Source organism: Kaistia algarum, from assembly GCF_026343945.1.
Taxonomy (GTDB): Bacteria; Pseudomonadota; Alphaproteobacteria; order Rhizobiales; family Kaistiaceae; genus Kaistia; species Kaistia algarum.
In genome coordinates this window covers 491567-504179 of sequence record NZ_JAPKNJ010000002.1, presented here as the reverse complement: position 1 = coordinate 504179, position 12613 = coordinate 491567, and the positions used below count along the sequence as shown (strand labels likewise).

At 65.1% G+C, this 12613-nt stretch carries 14 protein-coding genes and 1 tRNA gene; 11 read left to right on the top strand and 4 right to left on the bottom strand.

All coding sequences use genetic code 11. The features are described from left to right. Positions 1–21: 21 nt before the first annotated feature. Complete coding sequence (locus tag OSH05_RS15685; RefSeq protein WP_266352570.1) at positions 22–549, bottom strand: outer membrane protein assembly factor BamE; 528 nt, start codon at positions 547–549, stop codon at positions 22–24. 143 nt (positions 550–692) lie between these two features. Between OSH05_RS15685 and OSH05_RS15680 the strand changes: the two genes are divergently transcribed. The 7 genes from OSH05_RS15680 to OSH05_RS15650 all read left to right on the top strand — a co-directional run bounded on the left by OSH05_RS15680 (position 693) and on the right by OSH05_RS15650 (position 5475). Next, positions 693–1250, top strand: a complete 558-nt coding sequence (locus OSH05_RS15680; RefSeq protein WP_104219013.1) for a ubiquinol-cytochrome C chaperone family protein — start codon at positions 693–695, stop codon at positions 1248–1250. Then, positions 1247–1789 (top strand): YceD family protein, encoded by a 543-nt coding sequence (locus OSH05_RS15675; protein ID WP_104219012.1) that lies wholly within the window; start codon positions 1247–1249, stop codon positions 1787–1789. Before OSH05_RS15680 ends, OSH05_RS15675 begins: the two co-directional genes overlap by 4 nt. Before the next feature lie 114 nt (positions 1790–1903). Continuing rightward, positions 1904–2965: a phosphate acyltransferase PlsX gene (gene plsX, locus OSH05_RS15670; RefSeq protein ID WP_104219011.1), complete on the top strand. Its 1062-nt coding sequence runs from the start codon at positions 1904–1906 to the stop codon at positions 2963–2965. Next, positions 2962–3939: a beta-ketoacyl-ACP synthase III gene (locus OSH05_RS15665; protein ID WP_104219010.1), complete on the top strand. Its 978-nt coding sequence runs from the start codon at positions 2962–2964 to the stop codon at positions 3937–3939. Before plsX ends, OSH05_RS15665 begins: the two co-directional genes overlap by 4 nt. Positions 3940–4048: 109 nt before the next feature. Beyond that, positions 4049–4393 carry an integration host factor subunit alpha gene (locus tag OSH05_RS15660; protein ID WP_266352569.1) on the top strand — a complete coding sequence of 115 codons (345 nt, stop codon included), beginning with the start codon at positions 4049–4051 and terminating at the stop codon, positions 4391–4393. Between the two features lie 65 nt (positions 4394–4458). Then, positions 4459–5283, top strand: a complete 825-nt coding sequence (locus tag OSH05_RS15655) for a MerR family transcriptional regulator (protein ID WP_266352567.1) — start codon at positions 4459–4461, stop codon at positions 5281–5283. Positions 5284–5398: 115 nt separating this feature from the next. Further along, positions 5399–5475, top strand: a tRNA-Pro gene (locus OSH05_RS15650). A 111-nt stretch (positions 5476–5586) separates the two neighbouring features. Here the strand turns inward: OSH05_RS15650 and OSH05_RS15645 are convergent. The 3 genes from OSH05_RS15645 to hpxZ are packed head-to-tail and all read right to left on the bottom strand — an operon-like array spanning position 5587 to position 8572. Further along, complete coding sequence (locus OSH05_RS15645; protein ID WP_165801578.1) at positions 5587–6987, bottom strand: amidase; 1401 nt, start codon at positions 6985–6987, stop codon at positions 5587–5589. Next, the gene (locus tag OSH05_RS15640) at positions 6984–8186 is read right to left on the bottom strand and encodes an amidase (RefSeq protein ID WP_207778746.1); all 1203 of its coding nucleotides are present in this window, start codon (positions 8184–8186) and stop codon (positions 6984–6986) included. The genes OSH05_RS15645 and OSH05_RS15640 overlap by 4 nt, the downstream gene beginning before the upstream one ends. Next, complete coding sequence (gene hpxZ, locus OSH05_RS15635) at positions 8183–8572, bottom strand: oxalurate catabolism protein HpxZ (protein WP_104219007.1); 390 nt, start codon at positions 8570–8572, stop codon at positions 8183–8185. Before hpxZ ends, OSH05_RS15640 begins: the two co-directional genes overlap by 4 nt. Positions 8573–8822: 250 nt before the next feature. Here hpxZ and OSH05_RS15630 point away from each other — a divergent pair, with 250 nt between their 5' ends. The 4 genes from OSH05_RS15630 to OSH05_RS15615 are packed head-to-tail and all read left to right on the top strand — an operon-like array spanning position 8823 to position 12610. Further along, positions 8823–9896 carry a LacI family DNA-binding transcriptional regulator gene (locus OSH05_RS15630; protein ID WP_266352564.1) on the top strand — a complete coding sequence of 358 codons (1074 nt, stop codon included), beginning with the start codon at positions 8823–8825 and terminating at the stop codon, positions 9894–9896. Further along, positions 9889–10824, top strand: coding sequence for a substrate-binding domain-containing protein (locus tag OSH05_RS15625; RefSeq protein ID WP_104219005.1), 936 nt, complete (start codon positions 9889–9891; stop codon positions 10822–10824). Before OSH05_RS15630 ends, OSH05_RS15625 begins: the two co-directional genes overlap by 8 nt. Then, positions 10821–11618, top strand: a complete 798-nt coding sequence (locus tag OSH05_RS15620; RefSeq protein ID WP_104219004.1) for an ATP-binding cassette domain-containing protein — start codon at positions 10821–10823, stop codon at positions 11616–11618. Before OSH05_RS15625 ends, OSH05_RS15620 begins: the two co-directional genes overlap by 4 nt. Next, the gene (locus OSH05_RS15615) at positions 11615–12610 is read left to right on the top strand and encodes an ABC transporter permease (RefSeq protein WP_104219003.1); all 996 of its coding nucleotides are present in this window, start codon (positions 11615–11617) and stop codon (positions 12608–12610) included. Before OSH05_RS15620 ends, OSH05_RS15615 begins: the two co-directional genes overlap by 4 nt. The last annotated feature ends 3 nt before the right edge of the window (positions 12611–12613 follow it).

Below are 12613 nucleotides of genomic sequence, written 5' to 3'. Positions count from 1 at the left end.
TCTTCTCGATGCCCTGGCGGATCAGCCGCCGAGCGGGCTTCCGACATTGAGGGCGCCGGTGAGGATCTGCTCCAGGAAGCCCTGGTCCTTGCCGCCGGTCGGCGTCGTCTGCGAAACGAAGTCGAAGACCTTGCCGTCCTTCAGGCCGTAATTCCCGATGCGCTCGATATTGTTTTTCTTGTCGAAATAGATGGCGAGAACGCGCTGTTCGACGATCTTCTGGTTGGCGAAGAGCACCTTCCGCGTACGGGTCTGGCTGATGTAATACCAGACCTCGCCGCCGAAATCGGCTGTCGTCGAGGGCGAGCCGAGCACGATCTGCACCTGGTCGCGGCTGGCGCCGATCGGTATCTGCTCCAGGCCGTTATCGGGCATGACGAAGCCCGCATGGTAGGTCTCGTTCAATCCGCCGACGACATTGGACTTGATGATGCCGTTGGAGCCGCATCCCGAAAGCGATGTGACAGCCGCAAGGAGCAGCATGCCGGCCCCGACATGTCGCGCCGTCACGCCGGTGCCGGGCTTCCGGGCCGATACGCCAAATAGCATTGCTCTCTCCTGAACCATTCCCCGGTTGGCAATCTCCCTAGCCTGCGCTAGGGCTCGTGGCAACGTTCCTCGTACCGCTCTGGGAACCACCGTCGGATGCCGGCGAAACCCGGCCTTCGATGGCCGTCCGAATTGGAGGCCGAATGTTTCCACGCCTGTTCGCCCGTCGGCGCAACAACGAATCCATTGCATATTCGCTTTACGGCGCGATCGTGGCGCAAGCGCGTCAACCGGCGCTCTATAGCGTTTTTGGCGTGCCGGACACGGTCGATGGCCGTTTCGACATGATCGTGCTGCACGCATTCCTGTTCCTGCATCGATTGAAGTCGGCAACCGAAGACCAGCGCCAGATCGGCCAGGCCGTGTTCGATGTCTTCCTAGCGGACATGGACCGGAACTTGCGGGAAATGGGCGTCGGCGATTTCGGCGTGCCGAAGAAGCTCAACAAGATGGCCGAGTCCTTTTACGGCCGGGTTGGTGCGTATGATTCGGCAATCGACGCGGCGGATGATGCGGGGCTGGCAGAAGCGATCGAGCGGAACGTCTTTCCCGGTTCGGACGGTCAGGGGCACGCAGCCCATCTCGCCCAGTATGTGCGCGTTGCGTCGGCCGCCCTTGCGGAACTGCCGATAGACGACATTCTGGGTGGGCGGATCGCGTTTCCCGATCCCGGCGAGGCTGGACGGCAGGCGGCGGCATGACAGCAGATATCGTTGATTTTCACCGACCCTTCGACACGCGACGCCTCGGAAACGATCCGATCCAGGAGAGCGCTTCGGCAAGCGCGGCCGAGCGGGACGCGATCGTGGCGTTTCTCGGCATCGTGGGCCTGGAACGGCTGGATGCGCAGATGAGCATCGAGAGTTGGTCCAAGGATGGGGTCCTGATCGAAGGGCGCTTGCGAGCGACTGCGTCGCAGGCCTGCGTCGTGACGCTGGAACCTGTGCGGCAAGTGATCGATGAGCCGTTCCGCTTAACCTTCCTTCCGCCAGGGTCGCGCTCGGCGGCCCCCCGCACGGTCGCGGAGGCCGAGGTGATCGTCGAGTTCGACAAGGACGACCCGCCGGAAGATCTCAACGGCCCCGTACTCGATCTGGGGCCGATATTGGTCGAGCAACTCGTGCTCGCCCTCGATCCCTATCCGCGAGCCGAGGGCGCCAAGATCGACGACCCGGCGGCGAGCGAGTCGGGGCGGCAGCCTTCGCCATTCGCGGCATTGTCGCGCCTCAAGGACAAATGAATCCCGGCGTCTGCCGAAACCAGTTTGTGCGATCCTGCGAAATCGCTATTTTGCGGCGGAGTCGTCGGGCCCAGTTGCGGAACGGCGCTGCCGGGGCCGCGGTAAAGGGACGGAATGGTTAGAATCGCGATCGACGCCATGGGCGGCGACAATGGACCGTCGACGGTCCTCGCCGGATCGGACATCGCCCTGGTGCGGCGCCCGGACCTCCTCTTCCATCTTTTCGGCGAGGCGGCGGTCGTCCTGCCGCTTCTGGAAGCCTATCCGAAGGTGAAGGCCGCTTCGACCTTCACGCATTGCGAAATCACCGTCCAGATGGACGACAAGCCGAGCCAGGCCCTTCGCAAGGGGCGCTGGAAGTCGAGCATGTGGCGCGCGCTGGAAGCCGTGAAGAAGGGCGATGCGGACGTCGCGCTATCGGCCGGCAATACTGGCGCCCTGATGGCGATGTCGAAATTCTGCCTGCGCACCATGGCCGGCATCGAACGGCCAGCGCTCGCGGCGCTCTGGCCGACGATACGCGGCGAGAGCGTCGTGCTCGATGTCGGCGCGACGATCAATGCCGACGCCCAGCAACTCATCGACTTCGCCATGATGGGCGGCGCGATGGCGCGCGCGCTTCTCGACGTCGAACGGCCGACCGTCGGCCTGCTCAATATCGGCGTGGAAGAGATGAAGGGCCTTGAGGAGATTCGCGTCGCGGGACAACTCCTCAAGGAAGCGAATCTCCAGCAGCTCGAATATGTCGGCTTCGTCGAGGGCGATGATATTGGCCGGGGCACGGTCGACGTCGTCGTGACCGAGGCCTTCGCCGGCAACATCGCGCTCAAGACAGCCGAGGGAACCGCCCGCCAGATCGGTTCCTATCTGCGCGATGCGATGAGCCGCACGCTGCTCGGGCGTCTCGGCTATCTGCTGGCCCGCGGCGCCTTCCGCGAGCTTCGCCACAAGCTCGATCCCCGCGCCTCCAATGGCGGCGTGCTGCTCGGACTGAATGGCATCGTCATCAAGAGCCATGGCGGAACGGACGGTGTCGGCTTCGCGAATGCCATCGAAGTCGGCTACAGCATGGCGAAGAACGGCCTCCTGGCCAAGATTGAACAGGATCTCGGCGACTATCACCGCGCCAGCTTCGCGCGGGATGTGACCGTGACCGCGGACGAAGGTGTGTCGTGAGTTTCATACGATCGGTGGTGCTGGGTTGTGGCGGCTATCTGCCCGAGAAACGCCTTACCAATCTCGAGCTGTCCACCATGGTGGAAACATCGGATGACTGGATCGTCCAGCGCACCGGCATCCGGGCGCGGCACATCGCCGCCGAGGGCGAGCTGACGTCTGACCTCGCGACGGCAGCGGCCAAGGCGGCACTCGCCGATGCCGGGCTCACGATCGGCGATATCGACCTGATCATCGTCGCTACGGCAACGCCCGACGACACCTTTCCCTCGACCGCCGTCACGGTCCAGCGCAAGCTCGGCATGGAGCACGGCGCGGCGTTCGATCTGCAGGCGGTCTGCTCCGGCTTCGTCTATGGGCTGTCGACGGCCGATGCTTTCATCCGGGCCAGCCAGGCGAAGCGAATCCTCGTGATCGGCGCCGAGACCTTTTCGCGCATCCTCGACTGGACGGATCGCACCACCTGCGTGCTCTTTGGTGATGGCGCCGGCGCGGTGGTGCTCGCTGCCTCGGTCGAAAGCGGCACGCGCGAGGATCGCGGCGTACTGACGACACATCTGCGCTCCGATGGCCGCCACCGCGAAAAGCTCTATGTCGATGGCGGGCCATCATCGACCGGTACGGTCGGCCATCTTCGCATGGAGGGCCGCGAGGTCTTCAAATATGCCGTCGGCATGATCACCGACGTCATCGAGGATGCGTTCCACGCGACCGGCTATTCCGCCGACGACATCGACTGGTTCGTCCCGCACCAGGCCAATATCCGCATCATCGACGGCAGCGCGCGGAAACTGGGGATTGCGAGCGAGAAGGTTGTGCGAACGGTGGCCGATCACGGCAACACCTCGGCTGCCTCGATCCCGCTCGCGCTCTCGGTTGCCCGCGACGACGGGCGCATCAAGCGCGGCGACCTCGTGCTTCTCGAAGCGATGGGCGGCGGTTTCACCTGGGGATCCAGCCTGCTGCGCTGGTAGGGAATTGCGAGACAAAACCGTGTCTTACGATCAAGGTCGTTGACCGGCACCGGGTCTCACAATAGGCTCCATCCTCAAGGGGCCGGGAACGCATTGCCGAAGGAACAGATTGGAAATTAACGCCATGACGGGCAAGACGGTTACGCGTGCCGATCTTTGCGAGGCGGTCTATCAGAAGGTTGGACTGTCGCGAACGGAATCCGCTGACCTCGTGGAGCTGGTTCTTGATGAAATCAGTGATTGCATAGTGCGCGGCGAGGCTGTGAAGCTTTCCTCGTTCGGTTCTTTCCTTGTCCGCTCCAAGGGCGAGCGCATCGGCCGCAATCCAAAGACGGGCGAGGAAGTGCCGATTTCTCCGCGCCGCGTCATGGTATTCAAGCCCAGCAATGTGCTGAAGCACCGTATCAATGGTACGCTTCTTCCTAACGGCTCGGCTGAGGAGCTGGAGGATTGAGTGCGGCTTCCGGCAAAGCTGCAACTGCTTTGTCGGCCGGCTCCTGAATGGCGGAGGGTTCGCCCTTGTCGAAGGGTCCCGATGCGTTTCGGACGATAAGCGAGGTGGCCGAAGAACTCGACCTGCCGCAACACGTCCTGCGTTTCTGGGAAACGCGCTTCACGCAGATCAAGCCGATGAAGCGCGGCGGCGGCCGCCGCTATTACCGGCCCGATGACGTGGAGCTTCTGCGCGGTATCCGCCGTCTGCTCTATGGCGAGGGCTATACGATCAAGGGCGTGCAGCGGATCCTGAAAGAGCAGGGCCTGCGCCACGTTGCCGCTTTCGCGAAGGATGGTCGACTGGATCCTGTTCCGGCGGATGTCGTGGCAGAGGACGACGAGCCGATCTTCGAGGCACCCCAGGGCAAGGACGAGCGCTCGCCACGGCCAGGGACACCGGATCGTGCCAGCGTGCGCGCCGAGCGTCGCGAGCCGGTCTTCGAGACGCGACCAGCGCAGCCACGTCCGGCCGATCGCGCGCCGCCCGCCGTCAAGGCATCGCCCGAGCCGACCCCGAATGTTTCGAATTTTCCGGCCGCGCCGCCGGATGAGCCGGACGATTTCGAGACCTATCTGCCCCCGCTCATTGCCGCCAGCCCGCCGCCCCCCGATCGGGGCGGCGTCAGCGTGCCCGAGGAAGATCCGTTCCGACCGCCCCGGGCCGAGCAGAGGCGCGATCCAAAGCTGCAGGTGCCGCAGGCGGCTGTGGCCGAGTCCCATTCCGTGGCCGCGTCGTCCCATGGTTCCGGCATCGCCCCGGCAGGTCTGCCGCGCGAAGACAGGGAATTGCTGCAAGCCACGCTGGCCGAACTGCTCGAATGCAAGCGCCTGCTCGATCAGTCGCGCTGACGACGCGATTTGGCGGTGACAAGCCAAAGCCAATCATGCTAACAGCGGCGCGTCGCCGACGCAGACGTCGACGCGGCAACCAGGGCCGTTCCAACGCACCGGAACGAGCACGGATCGGAGTGTAGCGCAGCCTGGTAGCGCACCTGTCTGGGGGACAGGGGGTCGTCGGTTCAAATCCGGCCACTCCGACCAAATTTTCGAGATGCCAGCTTTATTTCCGCGTTCTGCGCTGCTGTCCCTCCGATGGCACGCCGGACGCGCTTCAGCGACCCGGCTGGCCACGCTTCGAGAGGCCGCCACGCCTCACATCCAAGGCTTGGCTCGTTCGATGGCTGCCGCCAGGCTGAAGAGCAGATCCTCGCGGCCGAAGGCGGCGGCGAACTGGACGCCTACCGGCTTGCCTTGCTGGGGGAAGGGAACGCTCATGGCGGGCACGCCGGCGAGGTTGTAGGGCGCTGTGAAGGGAGCATGAGCGGCGGCGCGGCGGCCGACTTCCGCCAGATCGCCAACCTCCGCGCTGAGCCATCCCAGTGGCAATTCGGACGTGGCGGTGACCGGCGAGAGGATGACGTCCCACCGCTCGAAAAATCCAGCATAGCGCCGTTCGACGGCACGCACGATTTCGAGGGCCGCCACCGCGTCGCGAGCGGAGCGCGGTTGCGATTCGCGAACGAAGGCGGCGTGCGCGGGTTCGAGCAGGCTGTAGGGGTCGGCGATCCCGGCCTTCGCCGCATAGGCCTCGACCTTGTCCGCCGTGAAGGCGCCGGCGAGCAGCGCGGTTGCCGGGCCAAAATCCAGACCGGAAAGATCGGGTCTCGCAAACTCGACGTGATGGCCCATGGCTTCCATCAGTCGCGCGGCGTTGTCCAAGGCGGCGCGGCAGGCTTTGTCTACCGTGGCGCCGTTGAATGGCTCGGACTGCAAAGCCATGCGCAAGCGCGGCGGTTCGCGTTCGACCATCGATTCATATGTGAATGCAGGCTCCGGGGGCGTGAAGACCGCACCCGGCTCATGGCCGCATGTCGCGTCCAGCAGCGCTGCGCTGTCGCGGACGGTTCGCGTGATCGCGTGGCCGACCGATATGCCGAAGAAGATCTCGCTGCGATCGGGGCCGGGCGGCGTGCGGCCGCGGGTGGGCTTCAAGCCGAACAGTCCCGTCAGCGCGGCCGGCTGGCGGATCGAGCCGCCGCCATCGGTCGCATGCGCCATCGGCACCATGCCGGACGCCACCGCGGCGGCCGAGCCGCCGCTGGAGCCGCCGGGCGAGAGACGGGAATCGAGGGGATGGCGCGTGGGGCCGTGGGCGAGCGGCTCCGTCGTGAAGGATAGGCCGAGTTCGGCGGAGTTCGTGCGGCCCAGGATGACAAGGCCAGCCGCCCTGTAGCGCGCGACGATCGTGGCGTCGAAATCGGGTATATAGTCCGACATCAGCCGGCTGCCCTCGGAGAGCGGCACGCCGCGCATCGCGACATCGAGGTCCTTGAGCAGGAAGGGCACGCCATGGAACCGCCCGCCCGGCAGACCAGCGCGTAGGGCGGCACGAGCCTCGTCATAGAAGCGGTGAACGACGGCATTCAGGGATGGGTTCAGCCGCTCGATCGCTTCGATAGTGGCGTCGATGAGCTCTTCGGCCGAAACCTCCCGGCGCGCAATCAGCCCGGCGAGGCCTACCGCGTCCTGCGCGGCATATTCCGCGGTGTTCACTGCGGCGATCCCAGACGGCGGGCGAGGTCGAGCAAGGTAAGATCGGATCCCCGCCACCCGATGAGTGACAATCCGATCGGCAGCCCGCCTGAAGTCGCGAGCGGTAGGCTGATCTGTGGCAGGCCCGTAAGGCCGGCGATGCAGGTCAGGTCGACAATGCGGTCGCAGGCCTCGCCTGTGGCGCTGAGCGAGAGGTCGCGGGGCAGGGCGGTGGTGGGCGTCGTCGGAAGGCAGAGCACACGCCTGCCATCCAGAAGCGCATCGAGCCGCTCGCGAACCAGCGGACGAAACGCCTCGGCCGCCCGCTTCGGTGCATCCGGGAGGCCGCGCGCATTGGCGATTGTCTTGGCGACGTCGTAGGAGAGGCGCGGATCGATCGCGTCGACCCACGGGCCGAAGGTCCTGGCGAATTCGGGATGCTGCAGGAAGCAATGATGCTCGTTCCAGACGCGTAGGCCCTCGGCAGCGACGATTTCGGTTCGGCTTGCGCCGATCAGCGTGGCAATGCGCTCGATGGCCGGCTTCAGCGCCGCGCTAACCGCCGCATCGGCTGCGCCGAACGCGTCCTCAGCGACGATCACTTCCTCGATCTCGCCGAGCGAAGCATCCGGCAGAAGCACGTCGCCGACGCGGGCGAAAATCTCCGGATCGGCCGCGAAAAAACCAGCTGTGTCGAAGGAGGGTGCCTGCGTCATCAGGCCAGCGACCGGAATTGCGCCATGGGTCGGGCGGATGCCATAGATGCCGCAATAGCTCGACGGCACACGCATGGAGCCGCCCGTGTCGGAGCCGAGCGCAAACGACACGAGGTCGCCGGCGACGGCTGCGGCCGAGCCGGACGACGAGCCGCCGGTGTAGCGGTCCGGGGCGCGCGGATTGACCGGCGAGCCGTAATGTCGATTTCGGCCAAGCAAGCCGAGAGAGATTTCGTCGGTCACGGTCTTGCCGGCGAGCGAGCCGCCAGCGGCGAGCAATTTTTCGATGACAGTCGCCGAACGCGCCGCCGGAGGATGCGTTGCGCCCCAATCCGGGCTACCACAGACGGTGACGTGACCCGCGACGTCGAACAGGTCCTTGGCGGCGAAGGAGAGGCCCGCAAGCGGCCCCTCGGAGGCGCCTGCCATCGTCAGCCGCGGACCGGGGAGGAACGCACCGAAATCGTCGGTGGAGGGGGCGCCGTCCGGACGATAGGCCATCATCTCTCGATCTCCGGCTTGTCGATGACGCTGACATGGGCGGCGACGACCCGCCAGCCGTCGGCGGTTCGGGCCCAGCTCTGCATCTGGCGCCCGATCTGTCCTTCCGGAACGTCGGTATAGAGCGTGGTCGCCGTGGCGAAATCGCTGCCGAAGGTCGTGACGACGGTGTCGGTCAGCACGCGCTCCGGATTGAGCCGGCGGCGGGCATTCAACGCCGCAACCGCGCGGTGGCCAAACTGGATGTCGCCCGCGCCGAAGCGTATCAGCCGGGGATCGTTCCAGAAAAGTTCGTCCAGCGTCCGGGCATCCGCCGCGAGCAGAGCATCCTCATAGCGGCGATAGGCTGCCTGGACTTCGGCGAGCACGTCCGGCCGGTTGATCTCCATTCCTCACTCCTGCTGCGACGATCATGTGATGCTGGCGGTAAAGCAGTTTACCGCCGTTTCTTCGCGACGATCAATCCTGAACAGGAGTATCAAAAGTGGATCGGCTGCCCGATAGGTCAGCCTTTCTGCCGAAAATTAGCGCAATTGCCGCGCAACTGTGCTCGCAATATTCGCTTGCGCGTTTGTATCGATGCGGTAGCGTGGCCTGAGTTTGTAAACCGGTTACGTAATGACGAAACGGATTGCACGGATGGCGGATGTGGCGCGAGCGGCCGGAGTTTCGGTCGCCACCATCTCGCGCTATCTGAACAACACCCTGCACCTGCCCGAGCCGACGGTGCTTCGCATCCGCCAGGCCATCGACACGCTCGGCTACAAGCCCAATCCGCATGCCCGCAGCCTCAGCCTCGGCCGGTCCGATACGCTGGGGCTGGTCGTGCCCGACATCACCAATCCCTATTTCGCCCGTCTCGCCGCCGCCGTGGAGCGCGAGGCGGCGCGGCGGGGCTATGGCCTCAGCCTCTGTGCCTCGCTGAACACGCAGGAGCGCGAGCGCGAATATCTGGAGCGCCTCAGCCGCGCCGCCGTGGACGGCATCATCTTCGTCACCAATCACCCCGACGACGGCATGCTGAAGGAGCCCATCAACCGCAGCGGCCAGCGCATGGTCATTCTCGACGAGGACGTGGCCGGCGTCACCGGCGCGAAGGTCTTCAGCGACAATGAACAGGGTGGCTTTCTCGCGGGCCGCCATCTCGTCGAACTCGGCCATCGGCGCATCGCCTTTTTCGGCGGCCCCGAAACGATGGGCAGCACGCAGATGCGCCTCTCGGGCGTTCGGCGCGCCATTACGGATGCCGGTGTCGAGGCCGAGATCACGGATATCTATTGCGGGGACTATTCTCCCGAGCATGGGCGCGCTTCGGCGGAGCGGCTGCTCGCGACCGGCAGCAGGGCGACGGCTTTGCTCGTTTCCAGCGACCAGATCATGCTGGGCGCGCTGGAGATATTCCGCCGCCAGAAGCTTCGCATCCCGGCGCAATTGTCCGTCATCGGCTTTGACGACATCGCGCCCTTCGTCCTTTTCGATCCGCCGCTGACATCGATCCGCCAGCCGGTCGACGCGATGGGACGCCGCGCTGTCGATCTCATGGTCCGCGGGCTCGCGGGCGAGGATGTCAGCGAAGTCGTCGAGCACCTGCCCGTGGAACTGATCCTGCGGGAATCAACGGGCCGGCCTCCGCCAGGGGCCAGGACCGCAAGACCGACAACAACAAGAAAACCGACCATCTCCACCAACCAAGAGGAACTACGTCATGAATAAACTCGCTTTGAAGCTCTCGCTTGCCACGCTGCTCGCCGCCGGCGTCGCGTCTGGCGCGCTGGCCAAGGACAAGACCTTCGCGCTGATCCAGTACAATCAGCAGGTCTCCTTCTTTACCGACATCACGAACGGCGCCCAGAAGGCGGCGGATGCGGCGGGCGACAAGCTGCTGGTGTTCGACGCGAACAACTCGGCCCAGGCCCAGGACAGCGCCTTCGACACCTATATTCAGCAGAAGGTTGACGGCATCGTCATCGTCTCGGTCGACCAGAACGGCATCATGCCGGCCGTGAAGGCCGCTGCCGCAGCCGGCATCCCGGTCATCGCCGTCGACGGCATCCTGCCGGAAGGCCCGCAGGCCTCGCAGATCTCGGTCGACAACTACGCCGCCGGCAAGCTCATCGGCGACGCCTATGTCGAGTATGTGAAGAAGAACCTCAGCGGCAAGGCGACGCTTGGCGTCGTCGGCGCACTGAATTCCGACCTGCAGAACCTGCGCCAGAAGGGCTTTGACGACGTCGTCGTGCCGTCGAGCGTCTCGACCCAGGTCGGCGTCGTTGACGGCCGCAACATCCAGGACCAGGCGCTGGCCGCCGCCGAGAACCTCTTCACCGGTAATCCAGGCCTGCAGACGCTCTACGCAACGGGCGAGCCGGCGCTGGTCGGTGCGGTCGCCGCCGCGCAAAGCCAGGGCCAGACAGGCAGCATCAAGATCTTCGGCTGGGACCTTTCGGCCCAGGCGATCCAGGGCATCGACGAAGGCTTCGTCGTCGCCGTCGTACAGCAGGACCCCTTCCTCGAAGGCCAGAAGGCGATTGAGGCGCTGGGGACGATCGCCGGCGGCGGTACGGTCGAAAAGGCCATCAAGGTGCCGGTCACCATCGTCACCAAGGACAATGTCGACCAGTTCCGGGCCGCATTCAAATGATGGGGGAAACCCTTGTGGAGGCGGCTTCGGCCGCCTCCCATCCCAACCCCGCTCACGGGACGGTGCCGCGGATGCGCGTCACCGGCATCCGCAAGACGTTCGGCTCGAATCAGGCGCTGCGCGGCGTTGATCTCGACCTGTGGGGCGGCGAATGCCTAGGGCTCGTCGGCGACAATGCCGCCGGCAAGTCGACCTTCACCAAGATTCTTGCCGGCACCTATATTGCCGACGAGGGCACCATCGAGATCGACGGCGAGAAGGTCGACTATTCCGGCCCGGCCGAGGCGCGCGAGCGCGGCATCGAGATGGTCTATCAGGACCTCGCGCTCTGCGACACGATCGATGTTGCCGGCAATCTCTATCTCGGCCGTGAACTGCGCCGCGGGCCCTTCCTGGACAAGGGCGCGATGCAGCAGGGCGCGCGGGAGATGCTGACCCATCTCGAGATCCGCATTCCCAATGTCGCGGCCAAGGTTGCCCAGCTTTCGGGCGGCCAGCGCCAGTCGATCGCGATTGCGCGCTCGGCATCGTTCAACCCGCGTGTCCTCATCCTGGACGAGCCGACTTCGGCACTCGCCGTTGCGGAGGTCGAGGCCGTTCTGGCGCTGATCCGCCGCCTTAAGGCCAAGGGCGTCGCGGTGGTCCTCATCACACACCGCCTGCAGGACCTCTTCCGCGTCTGCGATCGCATTGCGGTCATGTACGAGGGCACGAAGGTCGCCGAGCGCTCGATCCAGGAAACGAGCCTTGAGGACATCGTTCGATTGATCGTCGGAGAGGGCCACCGCGGATGACCGCCTATACCGAACGTCAGCAGGGCTCGAAGCTCTCCGATTTCTTCCAGACCCATGCGCATGTGCTCTCGATCGCGGCCTTCCTGCTGGCGTGCTGCCTGCTTTTCGGCGCGATCAACCCCGTCTTCTTCTCCACCGGCAACCTGCTCAATCTGCTGCGGCAGGCTTCGCCAACCCTGATCGTCGCTGTGGCGATGACCTTCGTGATCACCACAGGCGGTATCGACCTTTCGGTCGGCTCGATCATCGCTCTCGTCAACGCCGTTGCCGCTTTGATGCTGCGCGCCGGCTGGGACTGGTGGTTGGTTTCGCCGCTCATGCTCGTGCTCGGTGCCGGTATCGGTCTCTTCCAGGGCTTCTTCATCGCCTACCAGAAGATCCCGGCCTTCATCGTCACGCTCGCCGGCCTCTCCGCCATTCGCGGCGTTGCCCTGGTGCTGACGGGCGGCTTCTCGATCCTGATCCCGCCCAGCATCTTCCTGTCGATCGGGCGCGGCGCGGTCTTCGGTATTCCCAATCCCGCGATCCTGGGCCTTTTCGTCGCCTTGGCCGGCTACATCGTCCTCAACACGATGGTCTATGGCCGCAGGGTTTGCGCGGTTGGCGCCAATGCCGAGGCGGCACGGCGGGTCGGCATGCCGGCACAGCGCGTCATTGCGTCGGTCTATGTATGGAGCGGCGTGCTCTCGGCGCTAGCCGCATTGGTCGTAGCCGCGCGCCTCGGTTCAGGCTCGTCCAACGCGGCGGTCGGAACGGAGCTCGACGTGATCGCCGCCGTGGTGCTGGGCGGCACATCGCTGGCTGGCGGACGCGGGACGATCGTCGGGACGGTTCTCGGTGCGCTGACCATCTCGGTGATCTCGAACGGGCTCATCCTCGCCCATATCGACGCCTTCTTCACCCAGATCGTCACCGGCGCGATCATCCTGACAGCGATTTGGCTCAACACGCGCATCTTCGACCATGTCGGCACGGCGCGCCGGCGCGGCTAGGGA

Excerpts from the sequence above, each read along its gene's own strand:
- OSH05_RS15675 (WP_104219012.1), top strand. The coding sequence starts at position 1,247 with ATGACAGCAGATATCGTTGATTTTCACCGACCCTTCGACACGCGACGC.
- OSH05_RS15680 (WP_104219013.1), top strand. The coding sequence starts at position 693 with ATGTTTCCACGCCTGTTCGCCCGTCGGCGCAACAACGAATCCATTGCA.
- OSH05_RS15615 (WP_104219003.1), top strand. The coding sequence starts at position 11,615 with ATGACCGCCTATACCGAACGTCAGCAGGGCTCGAAGCTCTCCGATTTC.
- OSH05_RS15685 (WP_266352570.1), bottom strand. The coding sequence starts at position 549 with ATGCTATTTGGCGTATCGGCCCGGAAGCCCGGCACCGGCGTGACGGCG.
- plsX (WP_104219011.1), top strand. The coding sequence starts at position 1,904 with ATGGTTAGAATCGCGATCGACGCCATGGGCGGCGACAATGGACCGTCG.
- OSH05_RS15625 (WP_104219005.1), top strand. The coding sequence starts at position 9,889 with ATGAATAAACTCGCTTTGAAGCTCTCGCTTGCCACGCTGCTCGCCGCC.
- OSH05_RS15620 (WP_104219004.1), top strand. The coding sequence starts at position 10,821 with ATGATGGGGGAAACCCTTGTGGAGGCGGCTTCGGCCGCCTCCCATCCC.
- OSH05_RS15630 (WP_266352564.1), top strand. The coding sequence starts at position 8,823 with ATGGCGGATGTGGCGCGAGCGGCCGGAGTTTCGGTCGCCACCATCTCG.
- hpxZ (WP_104219007.1), bottom strand. The coding sequence starts at position 8,572 with ATGGAGATCAACCGGCCGGACGTGCTCGCCGAAGTCCAGGCAGCCTAT.
- OSH05_RS15640 (WP_207778746.1), bottom strand. The coding sequence starts at position 8,186 with ATGATGGCCTATCGTCCGGACGGCGCCCCCTCCACCGACGATTTCGGT.